Source organism: Streptococcus sp. CM6 (assembly GCF_000526095.1).
Lineage (GTDB): Bacteria > Bacillota > Bacilli > Lactobacillales > Streptococcaceae > Streptococcus > Streptococcus oralis_BW.
The window spans coordinates 122,753-147,858 of record NZ_JATS01000006.1 but is presented as its reverse complement, the minus strand read 5'-3'; the positions used below and the strand labels follow the sequence as shown (position 1 = coordinate 147,858).

The window sequence follows — 25,106 nt, the reverse complement described above, 5'->3', positions numbered from 1 at the left end:
ACAGAAGGAGGAACTATGCCTGAATTACCTGAGGTTGAAACGGTTCGTCGTGGCTTAGAAAAATTGATCTTGGGAAAGAAGATTTCTAATATAGAGATTGCTTATTCCAAGATGATTAAGACGGATTTGGACGAGTTTCAAAAGGAAGTACCTGGTCAGATTGTTGAGTCAATGGGACGTCGTGGCAAATACTTGCTTTTTTACTTGACAGACAAGGTCTTGATTTCCCATTTGCGCATGGAGGGCAAATATTTTTACTATCCGGACCAGGTTCCTGAACGCAAGCATGCCCATGTTTTCTTCCAGTTTGAGGATGGTGGGACGCTTGTTTATGAGGATGTACGCAAGTTTGGTACTATGGAACTATTGGCACCCGACCTTTTGGATGCCTACTTTGTATCTAAAAAACTAGGGCCTGAACCAAGCGAAGAAGACTTTGATTTACAGGTCTTTCAAGCTGCCCTAGCTAAGTCCAAAAAGCCTATCAAATCCCATCTCCTAGACCAGACCTTGGTAGCTGGCCTTGGCAATATCTATGTGGATGAGGTTCTCTGGCGAGCTCAGATTCATCCAGCAAGACCTTCCCAGACTTTGACAGCAGAAGAAGCGACAGCTATTCATGACCAGACCATTGCTGTTTTGGGACAGGCAGTCGAAAAGGGCGGTTCCACCATTCGGACCTATACCAATGCCTTTGGGGAAGACGGAACCATGCAGGACTTCCATCAGGTCTATGATAAGACTGGACAAGCATGTTCGCGCTGTGGGACAGTGATTGAGAAATTCCAGCTCGGTGGACGGGGAACTCATTTTTGTCCTCAGTGTCAAAGGAGGGGCTGATGGGAAAAATCATTGGAATTACAGGAGGAATTGCTTCTGGTAAGTCAACTGTGACAAATTTCCTAAGAGAACAAGGCTTTCAAGTGGTGGATGCTGACGCAGTCGTCCACCAGCTACAAAAACCTGGTGGTCGTCTTTATCAGCTCTTAGTTCAGCACTTTGGGCAGGAAATCATCCTTGAAAATGGAGAACTCAATCGCTCTCTCCTAGCTAGTCTCATCTTTTCAAATCCTGAAGAACGTGAATGGTCTAGGATAACTCAAGGAGAGATTATTCGTGAGGAATTGGCTGCACTGAGAGAACAGTTAGCCCAGACAGAAACGATTTTTTTCATGGATATTCCCCTGCTTTTTGAACAGGACTACAGTGCCTGGTTTGATGAAACATGGCTGGTCTATGTGAACCGTGATGTTCAGGTGGAACGTTTCATGAAACGGGATTATCTTTCTAAGGAAGTAGCAGAGTCCCGTCTGGCAACCCAGTGGTCTTTAGAAAAAAAGAAAAAATTGGCGAGCCATATATTAGATAATAATGGCAGTCGCGATCAGCTTGTGACTCAAGTAGTGAAGTTACTTGAAGGAGGCGATAGCTGTGCAAGAGATTAGTTGGAAAGAGAATCTTCGTGTCGCCTGGTTCGGTAGCTTTTTAACGGGAGCTAGTATTTCCTTGGCCGTCCCTTTCATGCCTATCTTTGTAGAGCAGTTGGGAATTGAAGGAGACCAAGTTGCTTTCTATGCTGGATTAGCCATCTCAGTTTCGGCTGTTTCAGCAGCTCTAGTTTCTCCCATCTGGGGTATTCTTGCTGACAAATATGGTCGAAAACCCATGATGATTCGAGCGGGTCTTGCCATGACCATTACGATGGGAGGTTTGGCCTTCGTGCCAAATATCTATTGGCTACTCTTTCTGCGCTTGCTCAATGGTGTATTTACTGGTTTTGTCCCCAATGCAACGGCCTTGATTGCCAGTCAGGTACCTAAAGATAAGTCGGGAGCGGCTCTGGGAACTCTATCTACAGGTGTTGTTGCAGGAACACTGACGGGTCCCTTTGTTGGAGGCTTTATTGCTGAAATTTTTGGCATTCGTAATGTCTTTTTATTGGTAGGTGCTTTCTTATTTTTAGCTGCAATCCTAACCATTTTCTTTATCAAGGAAGATTTTCAGCCAGTGGCTAAGGAGAAGGCTATCCCAACGAAAGAAGTATTTTCTTCTTTCAAGTATCCTAGGCTTTTAGTGAATCTATTTTTGACTAGCTTTGTCATTCAATTTTCAGCTCAATCAATTGGTCCCATTCTAGCTCTCTATGTGCGGGACTTAGGGCAGACTGAGAATCTTCTCTTTGTATCAGGATTGATCGTATCTAGCATGGGATTTTCTAGCATGATGAGTGCAGGAATTCTAGGAAAACTTGGCGATAAGGTAGGGAATCATAGATTGTTAGTTGCAGCGCAGATTTATTCCGTCATCATTTACCTTCTTTGTGCCCATGCAACCAGCCCCCTTCAACTTGGCTTGTATCGTTTTCTCTTTGGTTTGGGAACGGGAGCTCTCATACCAGGAGTCAATGCCCTTCTTAGCAAAATGACTCCAAAATCAGGTATTTCAAGGATTTTCGCCTTCAACCAAGTCTTTTTTTACCTTGGTGGAGTGATCGGACCTATGGCGGGATCCGCAGTTGCAGGATATTTGGGCTACCATGCTGTCTTTTATGCGACAGCAGCTTGTGTGGCTTTCAGTTGTTTATGTAACTTAGTGCAATTTAGATCGTTATTAAAAGTAAAGGAAATCTAGTGCGAGTAAAAATCAATCTCAAGTGCTCCTCTTGTGGCAGCATGAATTATCTAACCAGTAAGAACTCCAAAACTCATCCAGACAAGATTGAGGTGTTAAAGTATTGTCCCAAGGAAAGAAAAGTAACCCTACATCTTGAATCTAAGTAGATTTTATGGTAAAATAATAGGGATTTTAAGGAGTTTGATATGTATAACCTATTGTTAACCATTTTATTAGTATTATCTGTTGTGATTGTGATTGCGATTTTCATGCAACCAACTAAGAACCAATCCAGCAATGTATTTGATGCCAGCTCAGGTGATTTGTTTGAACGTAGTAAGGCGCGTGGTTTTGAAGCTGTGATGCAACGTTTGACAGGTATTTTAGTCTTTTTCTGGCTAGCCATTGCCTTAGCATTGACGGTATTATCAAGTAGATAAGAAATGGGCGAGACTAGGTCTTAGCCTATTTTTATTTTAAATGACACTTAGAAAGTTATCACTCAAAAAGAAATTATAAAAATCTAGAAAGAAAACATGAAAGATAAAATTAAAGATTATTTGCAAGAGAAGGGGCGAGTGACGGTAAATGACCTAGCTCAGGCTCTCGGAAAGGATAGATCCAAGGATTTCCGTGAGTTGATTAAAACCCTGTCTCTGATGGAAAGAAAGCACCAGATTCGCTTTGAAGATGATGGCAGTTTATGTCTGGACCAAAAGAAGAAACATGAAATCACCCTCAAAGGGATTTTTCATGCCCATAAAAACGGCTTTGGCTTTGTCAGTATAGAAGGCGAAGAGGACGACCTTTTTGTAGGAAAAAACGATGTCAACTATGCCATTGATGGTGATACCGTAGAGGTGGTCATCAAGAAAGTCGCTGACCGCAACAAGGGAACTGCTGCAGAAGCCAAAATTATTGATATCTTAGAACACAGCCTGACAACCGTTGTCGGGCAAATCGTTCTGGATCAGGAAAAGCCCAAGTATGCTGGCTACATCCGTTCGAAAAATCAGAAAATCAGTCAACCGGTTTATGTTAAGAAACCAGCTCTAAAACTAGAAGGAACAGAGGTTCTCAAGGTCTTTATCGATAAATACCCAAGCAAGAAACATGATTTCTTTGTTGCGAGTGTACTAGATGTGGTTGGGCATTCAACGGATGTCGGAATTGACGTTCTTGAAGTCTTGGAATCCATGGATATTGTTTCAGAATTTCCAGAAGCTGTTCTCAAGGAAGCAGAAAGTGTGCCAGAAGCTCCGTCTCAAAAGGATATGGAAGGTCGTCTGGACCTGAGAGATGAAATCGCCTTTACCATTGACGGTGCGGATGCCAAGGACTTGGACGACGCAGTACACATCAAGGCTTTGAAAAATGGCAATATCGAGCTTGGAGTTCACATCGCAGATGTTTCCTACTATGTGACCGAGGGTTCTGCCCTTGACAAGGAAGCTCTTAACCGCGCGACTTCTGTCTACGTGACAGACCGAGTGGTGCCAATGCTTCCAGAGCGTTTGTCAAACGGCATCTGCTCTCTCAATCCTCAAGTCGATCGCTTGACCCAGTCTGCTATTATGGAAATTGATAAACATGGTCGTGTAGTCAACTACACCATCACCCAAACGGTTATCAAGACTAGTTTTCGTATGACCTATAGCGCTGTCAATGACATCCTAGCTGGCGATGAGGAGAAGAGACAAGAGTTTAAGAAAATTGTTCCTAGTATCGAGCTCATGGCCAAGCTTCACGAAAGGCTAGAAAACATGCGTGAGAAACGTGGTGCCCTGAATTTTGATACCAGCGAAGCTAAGATTTTGGTGGATAAAAAAGGCAAGCCTGTGGATATTGTCCTCCGTCAACGCGGCGTTGCTGAGCGGATGATTGAGTCCTTCATGTTGATAGCCAACGAAACAGTTGCCGAACACTTCAGCAAGCTGGACCTACCTTTTATCTATCGGATTCACGAGGAGCCCAAGGCTGAAAAAGTTCAGAAGTTTATTGATTACGCTTCGAGCTTTGGCTTGCGAATTTATGGGACTGCTAGTGAGATTAGCCAGGAGGCCCTTCAAGACATCATGCGTGCTGTTGAGGGAGAACCTTATGCGGATGTATTATCCATGATGCTTCTCCGTTCTATGCAACAGGCTCGCTATTCAGAGCACAATCATGGTCATTATGGTCTTGCTGCAGACTATTACACTCACTTCACCAGCCCCATTCGTCGTTATCCTGACCTTCTAGTCCATCGGATGATTCGCGACTATGGGCGTTCTAAGGAAATAGCAGAGCATTTTGAACAAGTGATTCCAGAGATTGCGACCCAGTCTTCCAACCGTGAGCGCCGTGCCATCGAGGCAGAGCGTGAAGTCGAAGCCATGAAAAAGGCTGAGTACATGGAAGAATACGTGGGCGAAGAGTATGATGCGGTTGTATCCAGCATCGTCAAATTCGGTCTCTTTGTTGAATTGCCAAATACAGTCGAAGGATTGATTCACATTACCAATTTGCCTGAATTTTATCATTTCAACGAGCGTGACTTGACACTCCGTGGGGAGAAATCAGGCACAACCTTCCGTGTAGGACAGCAAATTCGCATTCGGGTTGAAAGAGCGGATAAGATGACAGGTGAGATTGACTTCTCTTATATCCCAAGTGAGTTTGATGTCATCGAAAAAGGCTTGAAACAAGCTGGGCGCAAAGACAGAGGTCGTGGTTCAAATCGCCGTTCAGACAAGAAGGAAGACAAGAGAAAATCAGGGCGCTCAAATGATAAGCACAAGCATTCACAAAAAGATAAAAAGAAAAAAGGCAAGAAACCTTTTTACAAAGAAGTAGCTAAGAAAGGAGCCAAGCATGGCAAAGGGCGAGGGAAAGGTCGTCGCACAAAATAAAAAAGCGCACCACGACTATACAATCGTAGATACGCTAGAGGCAGGGATGGTCCTGACTGGAACTGAAATTAAGAGCGTTCGAGCAGCTCGAATCAATCTCAAGGACGGCTTTGCCCAAGTAAAAAATGGGGAAGTCTGGCTGAGCAATGTTCATATCGCCCCTTACGAAGAGGGCAATATCTGGAACCAGGAACCTGAACGTCGTCGTAAACTCCTGCTCCATAAGAAGCAAATTCAAAAATTGGAACAAGAGACCAAAGGGACAGGGATGACCCTTGTTCCCCTTAAGGTATATATCAAAGATGGCTATGCTAAACTCCTTTTAGGACTTGCCAAAGGGAAACATGACTATGACAAACGGGAGTCGATCAAGCGACGTGAACAAAACCGCGACATCGCGCGTGTGATGAAAGCTGTCAACCAGCGTTAAGAAGAGGAAGTAAAATGGAAAAACTAATTGCCTATAAACGGATGCCCTTGTGGAATAAACAGACCATGCCTGAAGCAGTTCAGCAAAAGCACAATACCAAGGTCGGCACTTGGGGAAAAATTACTGTCTTGAAAGGGGTACTCAAGTTTATTGAATTAACCGAAGATGGTGAGGTTCTAGCTGAGCACCTCTTTGAGGCAGGAGCAGACAACCCTATGGCACAACCGCAAGCCTGGCACCGAGTGGAAGCTGCCACTGATGATGTAGAATGGTATTTGGAATTTTATTGTAAACCTGAGGATTATTTCCCTAAGAAATACAATACCAATCCAGTCCATTCAGAGGTCCTAGAGGCTATGCAGACAGTGAAACCAGGAAGAGCCTTGGATTTGGGTTGTGGTCAGGGGCGTAACTCTCTCTTTCTCGCACAGAATGGTTTTGATGTGACAGCTGTGGATCAGAATGAATTGTCCCTTGAAATCTTGCAAAGCATTGTGGAACAAGAGGATCTAGACATGCCTGTAGGACTATACGATATCAATTCGGCCAGCATTAGCCAAGACTATGATTTCATCGTATCGACAGTTGTTCTGATGTTCCTACAAGCGGACCGCATTCCAGCTATTATCCAAAATATGCAGGAGCACACCACGGTCGGTGGCTATAACCTTATCGTCTGTGCTATGGATACAGAGGATTATCCTTGCTCAGTCAATTTCCCATTCACCTTTAAAGAAGGGGAGTTGGCGGACTACTACAAGGATTGGGAATTGGTCAAGTACAATGAAAACCCAGGACATCTGCACCGTCGTGATGAAAATGGCAATCGCATTCAACTACGCTTTGCGACTATGCTAGCCAAGAAAATCAAGTAAATCAAATCTTTACAAGCGAATAGAAACCACTTTACAAGGTTTCTATTCATTTTTATTTGCGACGGTAGAGTGGGGCGAGCAGGATTTTATGCTATACTAGAAGTAGGAAATCTGAGTAGTAGAACTGTGTTGCTGATACTCTTAGCACAAAAAAGTGTTTATGATGGAGGTGGTCGAATGACGAGTCTTTTGGTGGAATTGTATGATCGGCATGTATTGGAAAAGAATGTCTACCAAGCCTTTATCAGTGATTGTGACGAGATTCTCTTTCTATCTTTGACGAAAATAAGCAATGAAGAGAAGCTCTCTCTCCGTCAGTTTATCATGGAAGAGGTACCTCATATTCAACGAGTGTCCTTTCGTCAGTTATCCTTAGAACAACTAGCAGACCAGTTAGATTATTGTCTAGCAGGCTATGACCAAGTCCTTCTCGATGTTTTTGGTGGGGATTCGCTACTAGCCTTATCCCTCTATCAATATGGCTTGGATCGGGACCTCTCCATTGTTGCCATGGATGTCGAGCGGGGAAAACAATACAAGTGGGTAGCCGGTCAGCTGGAAAAAGAAGATTTGGACATTCCAACCCTAAGCATCCAACAGTTGATAGCCTTGCGTGGTGGAAAAATGCTCAAATCCAAACGCCCTATCCACTCAGCTCAGCAAATTGCAGCCATCAAAAAGCTAGCCAGCTCGGCCATTGCCAATCCTGCCCACTGGTATCAAGTGACCCAATTTTTCTCTCTAGCTAAGACCAATGACCTGCATTCTGAGACCGAAAAAATACTGGAAAACAACGGCAAGTATTATCACTATCCAGAATCCTTCATTCCCTTACTAGTGGAGGCTGGAATGATTCGTATTGAAAGCGAGGACAAAGAGCGAGTAAGCTACAGCTTTCCAAGTCAAGAAGCTCAAGTCTTTTGCCGCAACAAGGGGCATATTTTAGAGGTATATCTCTATCTCTTGGCGCTTGAATCTCAGCTGTTTGATGAGTGCATGATAGGCGGTGAGATTGATTGGAATGGCATCTTTCCAGAGGCAGATAATGTTCAAAATGAGATTGATGTCATTCTGAGAAAGGGACGCTCGATTACCTTCATCTCCTGCAAAATGACAGATTTATCAGTCGAAGCCATCAATGAACTAGAAGTCTACGCCAATCATTTTGCTGGGGAGAGTTGCCTCAAGTTAATTGTCTGTACGGGGAAAATCAATCCTGTTTATGCCAATCGCTGCCAGGAATACGGCGTGCTGGTCATTAGAAGTGAGCAGATTCCCAATCTCATTCCCATGCTAAAAAAATATTCTAAGAGACAAAAAAGATAAGAAATAGTATCATGAAAGGCTGGAAATCCAGCCTTTTTCACTTCTTTTTCGAATAAATGAGAAAAGGAGGTAGACCATGTTTGTAGCCAGAGATGCCAAGGGAAAATTGGTAAATGCACTCGAAAAAGACGTGACTAAGCAAGCTTATACTTGTCCAGCCTGTGGAGGCGGACTACGATTACGTCAAGGACAGAGCATTCGAACGCATTTCGCTCATGAATCTTTAAGAGATTGTATGGCTATTTTTGAAAATGAAAGTCCAGAACACTTGGGCAATAAAGAGGCTCTCTATCACTGGGCCAAGAAGGACAATCAGGTCGCCTTAGAATACAGTCTGCCCGGGATCCAGCAGGTTGCGGATGTTCTCGTCAATGAGAAACTAGCTCTGGAGGTTCAGTGTAGCCCCTTGTCTCAAAAGCTTTTAGGTCATAGAAGTCAAGGCTACCGTAGCCAGGGCTATCAGGTTATCTGGCTACTGGGAGAAAAACTCTGGTTAAAAGAGCGACTTACACAACTTCAAAGGGGATTTCTCTATTTTAGTCAAAATATGGGATTCTATGCTTGGGAACTAGATCTCAAAAAGCAAGTTTTAAGACTCAAATATCTTCTGCATCAGGACCTACGTGGCAAGCTTCATTTTCAGGTCAAAGAATTTCCCTATGGAAAAGGAAATCTCTTGGAAATTCTACGATTTCCTTATCAAAAACAAAAACTGCCTCGTTTTGCAGTCGTGCAAGATAACACTATCTGTCACTACATTCGCCAGCAGTTGTACTACCAAACCCCTTACTGGATGAAGAAGCAAGAAGAGGCCTATCATCGAGGAGACAATCTATTAAACCTTCAACTAGACGACTGGTATCCCCAGGTCAGACCGATAGAGTCAGGTGATTTTTTGCAGATTGAAACGGATTTGGCTAGCTATTATAGAAATTTTCAGGCTTACTATCAAAAAAATCCGAAAAATAATCTCCAAAAGCTCTATCCACCAGCCTTTTATCACTTATATTTCTCAAAAAATGTGGTAAAATAGAAAGGATGGAGGAATCTTATGGTATTACAACGACATGAAATTAATGAAAAAGATACATGGGATCTTTCGACAATCTACCCAACAGACCAGGCTTGGGAAGAAGCCTTGAAAGATTTAACTGAAAAAGTACAAACAGCAGCCCAGTATGAGGGACATCTCTTGGATAGTGCAGACAGTTTGCTTGAGATTACAGAATTTTCACTTGACTTGGAACGCCAAGTTGAAAAGCTTTATGTCTATGCACATATGAAAAATGACCAGGACACGCGTGAAGCCAAGTATCAAGAGTATTATGCTAAGGCAATGACCCTATACAGTCAGTTAGAACAAGCCTTTTCATTCTATGAACCTGAGTTTATGGAGATTAGTGAAGAGCAGTATGCGGACTTCCTAGAAGCTCAACCAAAACTCCAGGTTTACAAACACTTTTTTGACAAGCTCTTGCAAAAGAAAGATCATGTTCTTTCACAACGTGAGGAAGAATTGCTTGCTGGAGCAGGGGAAATCTTTGGCGCTGCTAGTGAAACCTTTGCTATTTTGGATAATGCGGATATTAGCTTCCCATACGTTCTTGATGACGAAGGCAATGAAGTACAACTCTCACACGGTACCTACATCCGTTTGATGGAGTCTAAAAACCGTGAAGTGCGTCGTGGTGCCTATGAAGCCCTTTATGCGACATACGAGCAATTCCAACACACTTATGCTAAGACTTTGCAGACAAATGTTAAAGTGCAAAACTACCGCGCAAAAGTTCGCAACTATAAGAGTGCTCGCCATGCAGCCCTCGCAGCAAACTTTGTTCCAGAGAGTGTCTATGACAATTTGGTAGCAGCAGTTCGCAAGCACTTGCCACTCTTGCATCGATACCTTAACCTTCGTTCTAAAATCTTTGGAATTTCCGACCTCAAGATGTACGATGTCTACACACCACTTTCTTCTGTAGATTATAGCTTTACCTACCAAGAAGCCTTGAAAAAGGCAGAAGAAGCCTTGGCGGTCTTGGGTGACGACTACTTGAGCCGTGTTAAACGTGCCTTCAGTGAGCGTTGGATTGATGTCTATGAAAACCAAGGCAAGCGTTCTGGTGCCTACTCTGGTGGTTCTTACGATACCAATGCCTTTATGCTTCTCAACTGGCAGGACAATCTAGATAATCTCTTTACCCTTGTCCATGAAACAGGTCACAGTATGCACTCAAGCTATACTCGTGAAACCCAACCTTATGTTTACGGAGATTATTCTATCTTCTTGGCTGAGATTGCCTCAACGACTAACGAAAATATCTTGACAGAGAAATTATTGGAAGAAGTGGAAGACGATGCAACTCGCTTTGCTATTCTCAATAACTTCCTAGACGGTTTCCGTGGAACAGTCTTCCGTCAAACTCAATTCGCTGAGTTTGAACATGCTATCCATCAAGCAGATCAAAATGGAGAAGTCTTGACAAGTGATTTCCTTAATAAACTCTACGCTGACTTGAACCAAGAGTACTATGGACTCAGCAAGGAAGACAATACTCAAATCCAATACGAGTGGGCGCGCATTCCGCACTTCTACTATAACTACTATGTGTATCAGTATTCAACAGGTTTTGCAGCTGCTTCAGCCTTGGCTGAAAAGATTGTTCATGGTAGTCAAGAAGACCGTGACCGCTATATCGACTACCTCAAGGCAGGTAAGTCAGACTATCCGCTCAATGTTATGAGAAAAGCGGGAGTGGATATGGAGAAGGAAGACTATCTCAACGATGCCTTTGCAGTCTTTGAACGTCGCTTGAACGAGTTTGAAGCCCTTGTTGAAAAATTGGGACTAGCTTAAGATGGTAGAGTCTTATAGTAAAAATGCCAACCATAACATGCGCCGGCCCGTCGTCAAGGAAGAAATCGTTGAACTCATGCGCCAGCGTCAAAAGCAGGTGACTGGTTCTTTGAAAGAATTGGAAACCTTTGCTCGTAAGGAAAATATTCCTATCATTCCTCATGAAACAGTTGCCTACTTCCGGTTTCTCATGGAGACCATACAGCCCAAGAACATTTTGGAGATTGGGACGGCAATTGGCTTTTCAGCCCTCTTGATGGCGGAACATGCGCCAGATGCCAAGATTACAACCATTGACCGTAATCCTGAGATGATAGGCTTTGCCAAGGAAAACTTTGCCCAGTTTGACAGTCGTAAGCAAATCACTCTTTTAGAGGGAGATGCCGTCGATGTTTTGTCTAGCCTGACAGAAACTTATGACTTTGTCTTTATGGATTCGGCTAAGTCCAAGTACATCGTCTTTCTACCTGAAATCCTCAAACGACTTGAAGTTGGTGGAGTGGTTGTCTTGGATGATATTTTTCAAGGAGGAGATGTTGCCAAGGACATCATGGAAGTCCGCCGTGGTCAACGAACCATTTATCGTGGTTTGCAAAGACTTTTCGACGCAACTTTGGACAATCCAGGTCTAACAGCAACTTTAGTTCCACTTGGAGACGGTATTCTCATGCTACGAAAAAATGTAGCAGATGTACAGCTACCTGATGAAAAATGATTTTCAGAAAAATTTAAGAAATTATAGTAAAATAGATAAAGTAACACTTACCGTAAAAGGAGTAAACATGAAGAAAAAACTTATGGCAGGAGCCATCACACTTTTATCAGTAGCAACACTTGCAGCTTGTTCAAACAGTTCTGAAGGAAAAGATTTGATCAGCATGAAGGGTGATGTGATTACAGAACATCAATTCTTTGAAGAAGTAAAGAATAATCCAACTGCGCAACAAGTCTTGCTAAATATGACCATCCAAAAAGTATTCGAACAACAATATGGATCAGAGGTAACGGATAAAGATGTGGATGACGCCGTTGCTGAAGAACAAAAGAAATACGGTGATAGCTACAACAGCGTACTTCAACGGGCAGGTATGACTGCTGAAACTCGTAAAGCTCAAATTCGCACCAGCAAATTGGTTGAATTGGCAGTTAAGAAGGCTGCTGAGAGTGAGTTGACAGACGAAGCCTACCAAAAAGCTTTTGAGTCTTACACACCAGATGTAACGGCTCAAATCATCCGTATGGACAATGAAGACAAGGCAAAAGAAGTGCTTGAGAAAGCCAAGGCAGAAGGTGCAGATTTTGCTCAGTTGGCGAAAGACAACTCTAACGACGATAAGACAAAAGAAAATGGTGGAGAAATCACTTTTGACTCTGCTTCTACAGAACTTCCAGAACAAGTCAAAAAAGCAGCCTTTGCCTTGGATGTGAATGGTATTTCTGATGTGATTACAGCTACTGGAACACAAGCATACAGCAATCAATTCTACATCGTTAAAGTAACGAAGAAGACAGAAAAATCTTCTAACTTAGAGGATTACAAAGAAAAATTGAAGACCATCATTTTGACTCAAAAACAAAATGATTCAGCTTTTGTTCAAGGAGTAATTGGTAAAGAATTGCAAGCTGCAAACATCAAAGTCAAAGACCAAGCCTTCCAAAACATCTTCACCCAATACATCGGTGGTGGTGACTCAAGCTCAAGCAGCAGCTCTTCATCTAACTAAGAACTTAAAATACAAATCTCAAGAGAGGTTTGTATTTTTTGCTTGAAACTAGAAAATGAGTAAAATTCGAAGGATTAAAGGATAAGAGTTTTTTTCTTTCTGAAAAAGTGGTATAATAACAATCAAAACTAGAAAATAAAACGGAATTAGGGACAACCACCTCTGTTCCTATTAGAGTGGTGAAATATGAAAATTAGTAAAAGGCACCTACTAAACTATTCCATTTTGATTCCTTATTTTCTTCTGTCAATTTTGGGGTTGATTGTAGTTTACTCGACAACGAGTGCAACCCTAATTGAAGAAGGAAAAAGCGCTTTTCAATTGGTACGTAACCAGGGGATTTTCTGGGTAGCTAGTTTGGTTTTGATTGCCTTAATCTATAAATTAAAATTAGGTTTCCTGAGAAATGGACGTCTCATTTTTATCGTGATGATTGTGGAGATGGTTCTTTTAGCCCTAGCGCGTCTGGTCGGAACACCTGTCAATGGAGCATATGGATGGATTTCTGTAGGACCTGTAACGATTCAGCCGGCTGAATACCTTAAGATTATCATCATCTGGTACCTGGCATATCGTTTTTCAAAACAGCAAGATGAGATTGCGGTTTATGATTTCCAGGTGTTGACCCAAAATCAATGGCTACCTCGAGCTTTTAACGACTGGCGTTTTGTTCTGCTGGTTCTGATTGGTAGTTTGGGGATTTTCCCCGACTTGGGAAATGCGACCATCTTGGTCTTGGTAGCGCTCATTATGTACACCGTTAGTGGAATAGCCTATCGTTGGTTCTCGACCATTCTAGCTCTCTTAGCAGGGAGTTCAATTTTAGTATTGTCTGTCATTCGTCTCGTTGGGGTTGAAAAATTTTCTCAGATACCGGTATTTGGTTACGTTGCTAAACGTTTCAGTGCCTTCTTTAATCCCTTTAATGACTTGGCGGGTGCAGGACACCAGCTTGCAAATTCTTACTATGCCATGGTTAATGGAGGCTGGTTCGGACTGGGATTGGGAAATTCGATCGAGAAGCGTGGTTATCTGCCGGAAGCCCATACGGATTTCGTGTTTTCGATTGTCATCGAAGAGTTTGGATTCGTAGGAGCGAGTATGATTTTGGCTTTACTCTTCTTCTTAATTTTGCGAATCATCTTGGTTGGTATTCGAGCTAAGGATCCCTTTAACTCCATGGTTGCTATTGGTGTCGGAGGGATGATCCTTGTTCAGGTCTTTGTCAATATTGGTGGGATTTCAGGGTTGATTCCTTCTACAGGGGTAACCTTCCCCTTCCTTTCACAAGGTGGGAACAGTCTATTGGTATTATCCGTGGCCATCGCGCTTGTACTGAATATTGATGCAAGTGAAAAACGTGCCAAACTTATCAGAGAATACGAGAATCAAACCGATGAAAATCTGTAAGGATTGAATGGAAAGGAAAAATATATGTCTCTTCAGAAATTAGAAAACTATAGTAATAAAGCCGTCATCCAAGAAGAAGTCTTGATTTTGACTGAGCTGCTAGAAGATATCACAAAAAATATGCTAGCGCCAGAGACCTTTGAAAAAATCATGCAGTTGAAGGAATTATCAACAAATGAAAACTATCAAGGGCTCAATGAACTGGTGACTAGCCTTTCCAATGAAGAAATGATTTACATTTCTCGTTATTTCTCTATCCTTCCACTCTTGATTAATATATCTGAGGATGTGGACTTAGCCTATAAAATTAACCACCAGAACAATGTGGACCAAGACTATCTAGGGAAATTGTCTACAACCATAAAGATGGTAGCTGAAAAAGAAAATGCAGCTGAAATTTTAGAAAAGTTAAATGTCGTTCCCGTCTTGACTGCCCATCCAACGCAAGTACAACGCAAGAGTATGCTGGACTTGACCAACCATATCCATACGCTCTTGCGTAAGTACCGTGATGTCAAACTAGGCTTGATTAATAAAGAAAAATGGAACATGGATCTCCGTCGTTACATTGAAATTATCATGCAAACAGACATGATTCGTGAGAAGAAGTTGAAAGTAACTAACGAAATCACCAACGTGATGGAGTACTATCAAAGTTCATTCCTGAATGCTGTTCCGCGTTTGACGGCTGAATATAAGAAACTAGCTAAAGAACAAGGAATTGAGCTCCAACATCCAAAACCAATTACTATGGGGATGTGGATTGGAGGAGACCGTGATGGAAATCCTTTCGTAACAGCGGAAACCCTCAATAAATCAGCTTTGACCCAGTGCGAAGTCATCATGAACTACTACGATGAAAAGATTTATAATCTTTATCGTGAATTTTCACTGTCAACCAGTATTGTGAATGTCAGTGATAAAGTTCGTGAGATGGCGCTTAAGTCACAAGATAACTCCATTTATCGTGAAAAAGAACTCTATCGTCGTGCTCTTTTTGATATCCAAGCTAAGATGCAGGCAACTAAAGCTTATCTCATTGAAGATAAGGATCTTCAGCCTAGATATGCTACTGCAGATGAATTCTATCAAGACTTGTTGGCCATTCGAGATTCTCTCCTTGAGAACAAAGGAGAATACCTGATTTCAGGAGAATTTGTTGAACTGATGCAAGCCGTTGAAATCTTTGGCTTCTACCTTGCTTCTATCGATATGCGCCAAGACTCTAGTGTTCATGAAGCCTGTGTGGCTGAATTGTTAGCATCTGCTGGCATCAACGACCATTATAGCGATCTCTCTGAAGATGAAAAATGCGCCCTCCTCTTAAAAGAGTTGGAAGAAGATCCTCGTATCCTCTCAGCTACTCATGCTGAAAAGTCAGAACTGCTTGAGAAAGAATTGTCTATCTTCAAAACTGCTCGCAAGTTGAAGGATAAACTGGGGGAAAATGTCATTCGCCAAACCATCATCTCTCACGCGACAAGTGTATCTGATATGCTAGAATTAGCCATCATGCTCAAGGAAGTCGGCTTGGTTGATGCTCAAAAAGCGCGCGTTCAGATTGTTCCCCTCTTTGAAACGATTGAAGATTTGGATCACTCGGAAGAAACCATGAGAAGATATTTCTCTCTTCCATTGGCTAAAAAATGGATTGCTTCAAAAGACAACTACCAAGAAATCATGCTTGGCTACTCCGATAGTAATAAAGACGGTGGTTATTTATCATCATGTTGGACTCTCTATAAAGCACAACAACAACTGACTGCTATCGGGGATGAATTTGGCGTTAAGGTTACCTTCTTCCATGGACGTGGTGGTACTGTAGGTCGTGGTGGTGGTCCAACTTATGAAGCCATCACATCTCAACCGCTCAAGTCTATCAAGGACCGTATCCGTCTGACTGAGCAAGGAGAAGTCATTGGAAACAAATACGGAAACAAAGACGCTGCCTACTATAATCTTGAAATGTTGGTTTCTGCAGCCATTAACCGTATGATTACCAAGAAGAAGAGCGATACCAACACGTCAAATCGTTATGAAGCTGTTATGGATCAAGTGGTGGACCGTAGCTACGATATCTACCGTGATTTGGTCTTTGGAAATGAACATTTCTATGACTATTTCTTTGAATCAAGTCCAATCAAGGCTATTTCCAGCTTCAATATCGGTTCGCGTCCAGCAGCTCGTAAGACCATCACTGAAATCGGTGGTTTGCGTGCTATTCCTTGGGTCTTCTCATGGTCACAAAGCCGTGTCATGTTCCCTGGATGGTACGGAGTGGGTTCAAGCTTTAAAGAATTTATAGATCAAGATCCGAAGAATATCGAGTTCCTTCGTGATATGTACCAAAACTGGCCTTTCTTCCAATCTCTTCTTTCCAATGTAGACATGGTCTTATCTAAGTCTAACATGAACATTGCTTTTGAATATGCCAAGCTCTGTGAAGATGAAGAAGTGCAGGCTATCTACTACACTATTTTAGATGAATGGCAGTTGACTAAGGATGTTATTTTAGCTATTGAAGGCTATGACGAACTTTTGGCAGAAAACTCTTACCTAAAAGACAGCCTAAACTATCGTATGCCTTACTTTAATATCCTTAACTACATCCAGTTGGAATTGATCAAACGTCAACGTCGTAGCGAATTGTCAGCTGACGAAGAAAAACTGATCCATACAACTATTAACGGTATTGCAACCGGTTTGCGTAATTCAGGCTGATATTCTACAAACTTCCTCTTTTTTCAAGGGGAAGTTTTTGAATTGTTTAAAAAATTCTAAAAATAGCCTTGACAAGTAGTTGAAAAATGATATAATTTAAACATTCAGAAAGTAATCATGCTCATTTTTTAGAGAGTCTGTGGTTGGTGAAAACAGATAGATGAAAGTGATGAAATTGGGCTGAATGTTATTAAGAATTTGAAATCATAAAAATTCGGTGAGCACACCTTACAGTGCAACTCGTTATTGCGAGAAAGAGCGATAGGGATACTCCCTATAATTGAGGTGGTACCGCGCATCGACGTCCTCACACAAGTTTTTTGTGTGAGGATTTTTTCTATGGGAGGAAAGATTATGAAATTTAAACGATGGCGTCGCTTGTTTTGAGTGAAAAGAGTATTATACAAGTGATTTAAAAGGAGAAAGAATATGAAAAATAAACGTTTGATTGGAATTATCGCTGGATTAGCTATATTGGTGGTGGCTAGCTTGATTTATTCATCAATGAACAAGCCAGCAACTAAGGAAGAGCAAAAGGTCGCTAAGGTTGGTGTCCTTCAATTTGTTAGTCACCCATCCTTGGACTTGATTTACCAAGGGATTCAAGATGGATTAGTTAAAGAAGGCTATAAGGACGATCAAGTAAAAATCGACTTTATGAACTCTGAAGGTGATCAGAGCAAGGTTGCAACCATGAGTAAACAATTGGTAGCAAATGGAAACGACGTTGTTGTTGGGATTGCGACACCAGCTGCTCAAGGACTTGCTAGTGCTACAAAAGACCTACCTGTTATCATGGCTGCTATTACAGACCCAATCGGTGCTAACTTGGTTAAAGATTTGAAAAAACCAGGTGGCAACATCACAGGGGTGTCAGATCATAACCCAGCTGAACAGCAAGTGGAATTGATTAAAACTTTGACACCAAATGTCAAAACAATCGGCGCTCTTTACTCAAGTAGCGAAGATAACTCAAAAACACAGGTAGAAGAATTCAAGGCTTATGCTGAAAAAGCAGGTTTGACAGTCGAAACCTTTGCCGTTCCTTCGACTAACGAAATTGCTTCAACAGTCAATGTTATGACAAGCAAGGTCGATGCGATTTGGGTTCCAATTGACAACACCATCGCTTCAGCATTCTCAACAGTTGTTTCAAGCAACCAAACAGCTAAAAAGCCAATCTATCCAAGTGCTACTGCCATGGTAGAAGCAGGTGGATTAGCATCTGTAGTAGTTGACCAACACGATCTTGGAGTGGCTACTGGTAAAATGATTGCCAAAGTTTTGAAAGGTGAAAAACCAGCTGATACGCCAGTTAATGTCTTTTCAACTGGTAAGTCAGTTATCAACAAAAAACTAGCGCAAGAACTTGGAATCACTATTCCTGAGTCTGTTCTAAAAGAAGCAGGACAAGTGATTGAATAAAGATAAAGGAGGAGCTGGACACATCTCCTCCCATTTTTACTAAAGAAAGAGATGAGTGAAAGATTATGATATTATCCATTATTTCTCAGGGGATGGTCTGGGCGATTTTAGGTTTGGGAATCTTTATGACTTTTCGAATTTTGAATTTCCCTGATATGACTACTGAAGGTTCTTTTCCTCTTGGGGGAGCAGTAGCTGTAACCTTGATAACACAAGGGGTGAATCCATTTTTAGCGACCTTGGCTGCAGTAGGGGCGGGCTGTCTAGCTGGAATGGTGACAGGTCTCTTATATACCAAAGGAAAAATCCCAACCCTCTTATCAGGGATTCTGGTCATGACTTCCTGCCATTCCATCATGCTCATGATTATGGGACGTGCCAATCTGGGGCTTCTTGGAACCAAGCAAATTCAGGATGTCTTGCCTTTGGATTCAGACCTTAACCAACTTCTGACTGGATTAATCTTTGTAGCTCTTGTTATTGGTCTCATGCTCTTTTTCCTTGATACCAAACTAGGTCAAGCCTACATCGCTACAGGTGACAATCCTGATATGGCTCGTAGCTTTGGTATCAATACGGGACGAATGGAACTCATGGGCTTGGTTCTCTCAAATGGGATTATCGCGCTTGCAGGAGCCTTAATTGCTCAACAAGAAGGATATGCAGATGTTTCTCGAGGAATCGGTGTGATTGTCGTAGGGCTTGCTAGCTTGATAATTGGTGAGGTTTTGTTCAAGAGTTTGACCCTAGCGGAGCGACTCATGACCATCGTTGTAGGTTCTATCGCTTATCAGTTCCTCGTATGGGGAGTGATTGCTCTTGGATTTAATACAAGTTATCTGCGTTTGTACAGCGCTTTGATTTTGGCAGTTTGTCTTATGATTCCAACTTTCAAAAGCAAATACCTGAAAGGAGTCAAGTTTAGCAAATGACAGCAATTGTAGAATTAAAAAATGCTACCAAAGTCATCACGAATGGCTTTGACGAGGAAAAAATCATTCTAAATGATGTTTCTCTTGAAATTTTTGAACATGATTTCATTACCATCCTAGGTGGAAATGGAGCAGGGAAGTCAACGCTTTTTAACACTATTGCAGGTACCCTACCTTTAACAAGTGGAAGTATCCGTATCATGGGGGAGGATGTGACGCATTTTTCACCTGAGAAGCGGGCTAAGTACTTGTCTCGTGTCTTTCAGGATCCTAAAATGGGTACGGCTCCTCGTATGACGGTGGCGGAAAATCTCTTGATTGCCAAGTTTCGTGGTGAGAAGAGAGGCCTCCTTTCTAGAAGGCTATCAAGTCACCGCGAGGAGTTTCAGGCAACCATTGAAAAAGTGGGAAATGGCCTTGAAAAACATCTCGACACTCCGATTGAGTTTCTTTCAGGCGGTCAGCGTCAGGCACTGAGTCTCTTGATGGCAACCTTGAAACGACCAGAGTTACTCTTGTTGGATGAACACACAGCAGCCCTTGACCCAAAGACCAGTGTGGCCTTGATGGAGTTAACAGATGAATTTGTCAGCAAAGACCATCTGACAGCCTTGATGATTACTCACCATATGGAAGACGCCCTCAAGTATGGCAATCGTCTGATTGTCATGAAGGAAGGTCGTATCATCCAAGATTTGAACAAAGAAGAAAAAGCAAAAATGAAGATTTCGGATTACTATCAGTTGTTTGAGTAATTGATTTTAAATAATTGATATAAAAAACTTAGAGGTGGAATTTTTACTTCTAAGTTTTTTTGTTGTTTTAAAATATTATTTATATTTCTCTTTTCGTCAATTTTACTTTATAATAGAATCAATCTAAGTATCTTAAACTTTGATAAGAGTAAGGAGATAAAACATGCCATACACACAAGAAGATTTTCAAGAATGGATTTTTCAGATTGGATTTAAGATGGACTATTTTACAAGGGAGTTTGCGGAGAAAGAAGGGCTAAATTTAGACTATAGTATGCAATCCTTGGATGATTTAGAGGCTTGGATCTTAGCGCACTATGAAGACCACCATGCTTTGATAGCAGACCGCAAGATGTTGGACTACCTGACAGTTTATATTGGCGAAACCTTTCGCAAGCATCTAGGTGGTAAATGGTTTATTGACCTTAAAAATAAAAAGAACGCCTATTATTCAATGCCTGTATTGACCGATCCATCCTATAGAGGAGTGGTATACAAAGCACCATTGACTTATGCAACGGCTTGCATCAGTAGAAAAGATGGTCAGTATATTAGCAGGATATTAAAAAATAATCTCGAAAATCAAGTGAAATAGTCTTTAATTTTTTCTATTTTTCTTTCAAATATTAGAATGGTTTGCTCAAAAGATTCACTTTTTCATGACAGCTGGAAACTTATGAAATAGTCTCATGTAAAGTGTATGAAATGGTTTACTTTTTTTAAGAAATAAGCTATACTAGTTAGAGTAAACTGTGATAAAATGGAGGTATTGTCTATGGTTGACAAGAGACTCATCGAAGAGATCAAAAACAATACCAATATTGTCGAAATCATAGGAGAAGTGATTTCTTTACAAAAGGCTGGACGGAACTTTTTAGGGCTCTGTCCTTTTCATGGTGAAAAGACCCCTTCCTTTAACGTGGTCGAAGATAAGCAGTTTTACCACTGTTTTGGATGTGGGCGCTCAGGAGACGTCTTTAAGTTCATCGAAGAATACCAAGGTGTGTCCTTTATGGAAGCTGTTCAGCTCTTAGGTGAGCGAGTCGGTATTCAACTAGCCATGCCTGTCCAGTCTCGTCCTCAACAGGTTTCGCCTCATCAAGCTTTATATGATATGCATGAAGAAGCTGCCCGTTTTTACCATGCAATTCTCATGACGACCAAGATGGGAGAAGAAGCAAGGGCTTATCTCTACAAACGTGGATTGACGGATGATGTTCTGAAGCACTTTCAAATTGGACTGGCTCCAGCAGAGAGAACCTATCTCTACCAACGTTTATCTGACAAGTTTGAGGAAAAGGATTTATTGGATTCGGGCTTGTTTTACTTGTCAGATGGCAATCAGTTTTATGATACTTTTTTTGGACGTATCATCTTTCCTTTGACCAATGATAAGGGGCAGGTTATTGCTTTTTCAGGTCGTATCTGGGACGAAACTGACAGTCAGACTGCCAAATATAAAAATAGTCGCTCGACTGCAATTTTTAACAAGAGTTACGAATTGTATCATTTGGACAAGGCAAAAAAGGGAACAGGTAAGATTACAGAGCTCTATCTGATGGAAGGCTTCATGGATGTGATTGCAGCCTACCGTGCTGGTATAGAAAATGCTGTAGCTTCCATGGGAACAGCCTTAAGCAAGGAGCATGTTGATCACCTCAAACGCTTTACCAAAAAAATTGTTCTCAGCTATGATGGTGACAAGGCAGGGCAGGCAGCAACAGCCAAGGCTCTAGAGGAATTAAAAGACTTCTCAGTGGAGGTTGTTCGAGTACCTGATGCCATGGACCCAGATGAATATTTGCAAAAGAATTCTGCTGAAGATCTGGCTTACCTTTTAACCAAGACTCGGATTAGTCCTATTGAGTTCTATATTCACCAGCTCAAGCCTGAAAATAGTGATAACTTACAGGCGCAAATTGAATTCATTGAAAAGATTGCACCCCTAATCGCCAAAGAAAAGTCTATCACTGCCCAGAATTCTTATATCCACATTTTGGCGGATAATCTACCTTCCTTTGATTACCAGCAGGTGGAGCAGATTGTAAATGAAAGTCGCATTGTTCAGAGGCAGGAAAGAGTCAAAGAGGAGCAACCTCCAGCAGCGATTAGTTTACCTGTAACGCGGCAACTGACAGCAGTCATGAGAGCAGAGGCTCATCTCCTCTATAGGATGGCTGAGAATCCAGTTGTTCTAAATGACTACCGATTAAGAGAAGATTTTTTCTTTGATACCCCAGAATTTCAGATTCTTTACGAATTATTAAGTGAGCAGGGAGAAATCGGCTCAGAGGAGCTTTCTCATCAGACGCCTGAGGTTGAAAATGCTTGGTACCACGTGCTTAGCTTGGATTTGCCAGTTGAGATGTCGCCTCAAGAGCTAGCGGAAGTCGAAGCGACTCGAAACCGTGCCCTCCTCAGCAAGGATAACTTAAGAATTAAAAAGAAAGTGCAGGAAGCTAGTCATGTAGGAGATACAGACACAGCCTTGGAAGAATTGCAACGATTGATTTCCCAAAAGAGAAGAATGGAGTAATAATGGCAACAAAACAAAAAGAAGTAACCACATTTGATGTGCAAGTAGCAGACTTTATCCGTAACCACAAAAAAACAGGAACAGCAACAGATGACGAAATCAATTCAAGTCTGGTTATTCCTTTCACCCTCGATGCAGACGGCATTGAAGACCTTTTGCAACGGATTCAGGATGCTGGAATTTCTATCACAGATAATGAAGGAAATCCAAGTGCGCGTGTGCTTAGTGCAGAAGAAGAACCAGAACTCAGTGATGAGGACTTGATTGGCTCAACTTCTGCCAAGGTTAATGACCCAGTCCGTATGTATTTGAAGGAAATCGGGGTTGTTCCTCTCTTGACCAACGAAGAGGAAAAAGAATTGGCCCTAGCAGTTGAAGCTGGTGATATCGAAGCCAAACAACGTCTTGCAGAAGCCAACCTTCGTTTGGTGGTTTCTATCGCTAAGCGCTACGTAGGGCGTGGCATGCAGTTTCTTGACTTGATCCAAGAAGGAAACATGGGCTTGATGAAGGCTGTTGACAAGTTTGACTATTCAAAAGGATTTAAGTTTTCTACGTATGCAACTTGGTGGATTCGTCAGGCAATCACTCGTGCCATCGCTGACCAAGCCCGCACCATTCGTATCCCTGTTCACATGGTAGAAACCATTAACAAGCTTGTCCGTGAACAGCGGAATCTCCTTCAAGAATTGGGGCAAGATCCGACTCCTGAACAAATCGCTGAGCGTATGGATATGACACCTGACAAGGTTCGCGAAATCTTGAAAATCGCCCAAGAACCAGTATCGCTTGAAACACCGATTGGTGAAGAGGACGATAGCCATCTTGGGGACTTTATCGAAGACGAAGTGATTGAAAATCCAGTAGACTACACAACTCGAATCGTTTTGCGTGAGCAGTTGGATGAAGTCTTGGATACTCTAACAGACCGTGAAGAAAACGTCTTGCGCTTGCGCTTCGGGCTAGATGATGGAAAAATGCGTACTCTTGAAGATGTTGGTAAAGTCTTTAACGTGACTCGTGAGCGTATCCGTCAGATTGAGGCTAAGGCTTTGAGAAAATTGCGTCAACCAAGTCGCAGCAAACCGCTTCGTGATTTTATTGAAGACTAAGAGTGAGGAATAACATGGCTTATACAGAAGAGCAAATTGAAACGATCAAAACACGCATTTTAAATGCCTTGGAAGAAGTCATCGACCCTGAGTTGGGGATTGATATTGTCAACTTAGGTTTGATTTATGAGATTCGTTTTGATGGTGAAACAGGTCACACGGAAATTGATATGACCTTGACAACTATGGGGTGCCCGCTGGCTGACCTCTTAACAGACCAGATACACGATGCGATGACAGAGGTTCCTGAGGTAACCAATATCGAAGTCAAATTGGTCTGGTATCCAGCATGGACGGTTGAAAAAATGAGTCGCTATGCGCGTATCGCCCTAGGAATTAAGTAATCGATTGGAAAATTGCGAGAGACGATTGGAAAAGAGAGGGGCTCCTCCATTTTCCTCTGGTCTCTTCTTTCTTTTACTGATTTTCTTGAAATAAAATGGTATAATGAGTAGTATGGAAAACAAAAAATTGCGTATTAATATGCTAAGTTCAAGTGAAAAGGTGGCTGGTCAAGGAGTGTCAGGAGCCTACCGTGAATTGGTGAGTCTCCTTCATCGTGATGCCAAAAATCAGTTGATTGTTACGGAGAATCTTCCTGTAGAGGCAGATGTAACCCACTTTCATACCATTGATTTCCCCTATTATTTATCTACTTTCCAAAAGAAACGCTCTGGGAGAAAAATTGGCTATGTGCATTTTTTGCCTGATACGCTTGAGGGGAGTTTGAAGATTCCATTTTTCTTAAAAGGAATTGTCAAACGCTATGTTTTTTCCTTTTACAACCGAATGGAACACCTGGTTGTGGTTAATCCCATGTTTATAGAGGATCTAGTTGCTGCGGGTATTCCACGAGAAAAAATAACTTATATTCCCAATTTTGTAAACAAAGAAAAATGGCATCCATTACCAGCTGAACAAGTTGCACAACTTCGTGAAGAAATGGATCTCGCCAAAGATCAGTTTGTCGTGGTTGGTGCGGGTCAGGTTCAGAAACGAAAAGGGATAGATGACTTTATCCGTCTTGCTGAAGAATTGCCAGAAATTACCTTTATCTGGGCTGGTGGTTTTTCATTTGGTGGAATAACAGATGGTTATGAACGCTATAAGAAGATTATGGACAATCCACCTAAAAATCTAATTTTCCCAGGTATTGTGTCACCGGAGAGGATGCGGGAACTGTATGCTTTAGCTGATTTGTTCTTACTACCTAGCTATAATGAACTATTCCCTATGACCATCTTAGAGGCAGCTAGTTGCGAGGCTCCTATTATGTTAAGGGATTTGGATCTGTATAAGGTCATTCTTGAGGGAGATTATCGTGCTACAAGTGATGTCTCTGAGATGAGAGAAGCAATCCTAGAATATAAAGAAAATCCTGAAGCGTTGAAAGAATTGAAAGAAAAAGCTAAAAGGATATCCAAGCAGTATTCAGAAGAGCGTTTACTGGGAATTTGGTTAAAATTTTATCGGGAACAGGCTGCTCTAGGTAAAAAGTGAGG

23 protein-coding genes and 1 other annotated feature are annotated in these 25,106 nt (G+C 41.9%); all 23 genes read left to right on the top strand.

The genetic code is table 11. The features are described from left to right. Nucleotides 1–15: 15 nt before the first annotated feature. The 23 genes from mutM to HMPREF1516_RS01880 all read left to right on the top strand — a co-directional run bounded on the left by mutM (nt 16) and on the right by HMPREF1516_RS01880 (nt 25,104). Entirely contained in the window at nt 16–840 is an 825-nt protein-coding gene (gene mutM, locus HMPREF1516_RS01990) for a DNA-formamidopyrimidine glycosylase (protein ID WP_001114610.1), read from the top strand. Further along, nucleotides 840–1,445 (top strand): dephospho-CoA kinase, encoded by a 606-nt coding sequence (gene coaE, locus HMPREF1516_RS01985; protein ID WP_033605680.1) that lies wholly within the window; start codon nt 840–842, stop codon nt 1,443–1,445. Before mutM ends, coaE begins: the two co-directional genes overlap by 1 nt. Continuing rightward, entirely contained in the window at nt 1,432–2,631 is a 1,200-nt protein-coding gene (locus HMPREF1516_RS01980) for a multidrug efflux MFS transporter (RefSeq protein WP_033605679.1), read from the top strand. The genes coaE and HMPREF1516_RS01980 overlap by 14 nt, the downstream gene beginning before the upstream one ends. Then, nucleotides 2,631–2,780 carry a 50S ribosomal protein L33 gene (gene rpmG / locus HMPREF1516_RS01975; RefSeq protein WP_007519517.1) on the top strand — a complete coding sequence of 50 codons (150 nt, stop codon included), beginning with the start codon at nt 2,631–2,633 and terminating at the stop codon, nt 2,778–2,780. The genes HMPREF1516_RS01980 and rpmG overlap by 1 nt, the downstream gene beginning before the upstream one ends. Before the next feature lie 39 nt (nt 2,781–2,819). Beyond that, the gene (secG, locus tag HMPREF1516_RS01970; protein ID WP_000282517.1) at nt 2,820–3,053 is read left to right on the top strand and encodes a preprotein translocase subunit SecG; all 234 of its coding nucleotides are present in this window, start codon (nt 2,820–2,822) and stop codon (nt 3,051–3,053) included. 96 nt (nt 3,054–3,149) lie between these two features. Beyond that, nucleotides 3,150–5,504: a ribonuclease R gene (gene rnr / locus HMPREF1516_RS01965; protein WP_033605678.1), complete on the top strand. Its 2,355-nt coding sequence runs from the start codon at nt 3,150–3,152 to the stop codon at nt 5,502–5,504. After that, nucleotides 5,467–5,934, top strand: a complete 468-nt coding sequence (gene smpB, locus HMPREF1516_RS01960; RefSeq protein ID WP_001051742.1) for an SsrA-binding protein SmpB — start codon at nt 5,467–5,469, stop codon at nt 5,932–5,934. The genes rnr and smpB overlap by 38 nt, the downstream gene beginning before the upstream one ends. A 14-nt stretch (nt 5,935–5,948) precedes the next feature. Further along, the gene (gene tehB / locus HMPREF1516_RS01955; protein ID WP_033605677.1) at nt 5,949–6,809 is read left to right on the top strand and encodes an SAM-dependent methyltransferase TehB; all 861 of its coding nucleotides are present in this window, start codon (nt 5,949–5,951) and stop codon (nt 6,807–6,809) included. 177 nt (nt 6,810–6,986) lie between these two features. Next, nucleotides 6,987–8,135: a hypothetical protein gene (locus HMPREF1516_RS01950; protein WP_033605676.1), complete on the top strand. Its 1,149-nt coding sequence runs from the start codon at nt 6,987–6,989 to the stop codon at nt 8,133–8,135. A 76-nt stretch (nt 8,136–8,211) separates the two neighbouring features. Then, nucleotides 8,212–9,168 carry a competence protein CoiA gene (locus tag HMPREF1516_RS01945; RefSeq protein ID WP_033605675.1) on the top strand — a complete coding sequence of 319 codons (957 nt, stop codon included), beginning with the start codon at nt 8,212–8,214 and terminating at the stop codon, nt 9,166–9,168. An 18-nt stretch (nt 9,169–9,186) separates the two neighbouring features. After that, on the top strand, nt 9,187–10,989 hold the full coding sequence (gene pepF / locus HMPREF1516_RS01940) for an oligoendopeptidase F (protein WP_033605674.1): 1,803 nt from the start codon (nt 9,187–9,189) through the stop codon (nt 10,987–10,989). Nucleotide 10,990: 1 nt separating this feature from the next. Beyond that, the gene (locus HMPREF1516_RS01935) at nt 10,991–11,704 is read left to right on the top strand and encodes an O-methyltransferase (protein ID WP_084647625.1); all 714 of its coding nucleotides are present in this window, start codon (nt 10,991–10,993) and stop codon (nt 11,702–11,704) included. A gap of 67 nt (nt 11,705–11,771) precedes the next feature. Next, complete coding sequence (prsA, locus tag HMPREF1516_RS01930) at nt 11,772–12,713, top strand: peptidylprolyl isomerase PrsA (protein WP_033605673.1); 942 nt, start codon at nt 11,772–11,774, stop codon at nt 12,711–12,713. 186 nt (nt 12,714–12,899) lie between these two features. Continuing rightward, nucleotides 12,900–14,123, top strand: coding sequence for a cell division peptidoglycan polymerase FtsW (gene ftsW, locus HMPREF1516_RS01925; RefSeq protein WP_033605672.1), 1,224 nt, complete (start codon nt 12,900–12,902; stop codon nt 14,121–14,123). Between the two features lie 24 nt (nt 14,124–14,147). Further along, nucleotides 14,148–16,844, top strand: coding sequence for a phosphoenolpyruvate carboxylase (gene ppc, locus HMPREF1516_RS01920; protein ID WP_033605671.1), 2,697 nt, complete (start codon nt 14,148–14,150; stop codon nt 16,842–16,844). Nucleotides 16,845–16,940: 96 nt separating this feature from the next. Continuing rightward, nucleotides 16,941–17,156 (top strand) — a binding site (T-box leader). Nucleotides 17,157–17,273: 117 nt separating this feature from the next. Then, a complete protein-coding gene (gene trpX, locus HMPREF1516_RS01915) occupies nt 17,274–18,269 on the top strand; it encodes a tryptophan ABC transporter substrate-binding protein (protein WP_033605670.1) in 996 nt (331 codons plus the stop codon). Nucleotides 18,270–18,334: 65 nt separating this feature from the next. Continuing rightward, nucleotides 18,335–19,201 carry an ABC transporter permease gene (locus HMPREF1516_RS01910; protein WP_033605669.1) on the top strand — a complete coding sequence of 289 codons (867 nt, stop codon included), beginning with the start codon at nt 18,335–18,337 and terminating at the stop codon, nt 19,199–19,201. After that, entirely contained in the window at nt 19,198–19,956 is a 759-nt protein-coding gene (locus tag HMPREF1516_RS01905) for an ABC transporter ATP-binding protein (protein ID WP_033605668.1), read from the top strand. The genes HMPREF1516_RS01910 and HMPREF1516_RS01905 overlap by 4 nt, the downstream gene beginning before the upstream one ends. Nucleotides 19,957–20,119: 163 nt before the next feature. Next, on the top strand, nt 20,120–20,551 hold the full coding sequence (locus HMPREF1516_RS01900) for a hypothetical protein (RefSeq protein WP_033605667.1): 432 nt from the start codon (nt 20,120–20,122) through the stop codon (nt 20,549–20,551). Nucleotides 20,552–20,731: 180 nt separating this feature from the next. Beyond that, entirely contained in the window at nt 20,732–22,492 is a 1,761-nt protein-coding gene (gene dnaG / locus HMPREF1516_RS01895) for a DNA primase (RefSeq protein ID WP_033605666.1), read from the top strand. 2 nt (nt 22,493–22,494) lie between these two features. Further along, a complete protein-coding gene (rpoD, locus tag HMPREF1516_RS01890) occupies nt 22,495–23,604 on the top strand; it encodes an RNA polymerase sigma factor RpoD (protein WP_000201892.1) in 1,110 nt (369 codons plus the stop codon). A 14-nt stretch (nt 23,605–23,618) separates the two neighbouring features. After that, nucleotides 23,619–23,948, top strand: a complete 330-nt coding sequence (locus tag HMPREF1516_RS01885) for a metal-sulfur cluster assembly factor (RefSeq protein ID WP_000331931.1) — start codon at nt 23,619–23,621, stop codon at nt 23,946–23,948. A gap of 112 nt (nt 23,949–24,060) precedes the next feature. Further along, on the top strand, nt 24,061–25,104 hold the full coding sequence (locus HMPREF1516_RS01880) for a glycosyltransferase family 4 protein (protein WP_033605665.1): 1,044 nt from the start codon (nt 24,061–24,063) through the stop codon (nt 25,102–25,104). The last annotated feature ends 2 nt before the right edge of the window (nt 25,105–25,106 follow it).

What these genes read in the sequence shown, in the direction of transcription:
- tehB (WP_033605677.1), top strand. Translation starts at nt 5,949, where the DNA reads ATGGAAAAACTAATTGCCTATAAACGGATGCCCTTGTGGAATAAACAG.
- HMPREF1516_RS01905 (WP_033605668.1), top strand. Translation starts at nt 19,198, where the DNA reads ATGACAGCAATTGTAGAATTAAAAAATGCTACCAAAGTCATCACGAAT.
- rpoD (WP_000201892.1), top strand. Translation starts at nt 22,495, where the DNA reads ATGGCAACAAAACAAAAAGAAGTAACCACATTTGATGTGCAAGTAGCA.
- trpX (WP_033605670.1), top strand. Translation starts at nt 17,274, where the DNA reads ATGAAAAATAAACGTTTGATTGGAATTATCGCTGGATTAGCTATATTG.
- HMPREF1516_RS01950 (WP_033605676.1), top strand. Translation starts at nt 6,987, where the DNA reads ATGACGAGTCTTTTGGTGGAATTGTATGATCGGCATGTATTGGAAAAG.
- smpB (WP_001051742.1), top strand. Translation starts at nt 5,467, where the DNA reads ATGGCAAAGGGCGAGGGAAAGGTCGTCGCACAAAATAAAAAAGCGCAC.
- HMPREF1516_RS01945 (WP_033605675.1), top strand. Translation starts at nt 8,212, where the DNA reads ATGTTTGTAGCCAGAGATGCCAAGGGAAAATTGGTAAATGCACTCGAA.
- HMPREF1516_RS01885 (WP_000331931.1), top strand. Translation starts at nt 23,619, where the DNA reads ATGGCTTATACAGAAGAGCAAATTGAAACGATCAAAACACGCATTTTA.
- HMPREF1516_RS01900 (WP_033605667.1), top strand. Translation starts at nt 20,120, where the DNA reads ATGCCATACACACAAGAAGATTTTCAAGAATGGATTTTTCAGATTGGA.
- dnaG (WP_033605666.1), top strand. Translation starts at nt 20,732, where the DNA reads ATGGTTGACAAGAGACTCATCGAAGAGATCAAAAACAATACCAATATT.
- ppc (WP_033605671.1), top strand. Translation starts at nt 14,148, where the DNA reads ATGTCTCTTCAGAAATTAGAAAACTATAGTAATAAAGCCGTCATCCAA.
- ftsW (WP_033605672.1), top strand. Translation starts at nt 12,900, where the DNA reads ATGAAAATTAGTAAAAGGCACCTACTAAACTATTCCATTTTGATTCCT.
- coaE (WP_033605680.1), top strand. Translation starts at nt 840, where the DNA reads ATGGGAAAAATCATTGGAATTACAGGAGGAATTGCTTCTGGTAAGTCA.
- pepF (WP_033605674.1), top strand. Translation starts at nt 9,187, where the DNA reads ATGGTATTACAACGACATGAAATTAATGAAAAAGATACATGGGATCTT.
- prsA (WP_033605673.1), top strand. Translation starts at nt 11,772, where the DNA reads ATGAAGAAAAAACTTATGGCAGGAGCCATCACACTTTTATCAGTAGCA.
- HMPREF1516_RS01935 (WP_084647625.1), top strand. Translation starts at nt 10,991, where the DNA reads ATGGTAGAGTCTTATAGTAAAAATGCCAACCATAACATGCGCCGGCCC.
- mutM (WP_001114610.1), top strand. Translation starts at nt 16, where the DNA reads ATGCCTGAATTACCTGAGGTTGAAACGGTTCGTCGTGGCTTAGAAAAA.
- HMPREF1516_RS01880 (WP_033605665.1), top strand. Translation starts at nt 24,061, where the DNA reads ATGGAAAACAAAAAATTGCGTATTAATATGCTAAGTTCAAGTGAAAAG.
- HMPREF1516_RS01910 (WP_033605669.1), top strand. Translation starts at nt 18,335, where the DNA reads ATGATATTATCCATTATTTCTCAGGGGATGGTCTGGGCGATTTTAGGT.
- secG (WP_000282517.1), top strand. Translation starts at nt 2,820, where the DNA reads ATGTATAACCTATTGTTAACCATTTTATTAGTATTATCTGTTGTGATT.
- rnr (WP_033605678.1), top strand. Translation starts at nt 3,150, where the DNA reads ATGAAAGATAAAATTAAAGATTATTTGCAAGAGAAGGGGCGAGTGACG.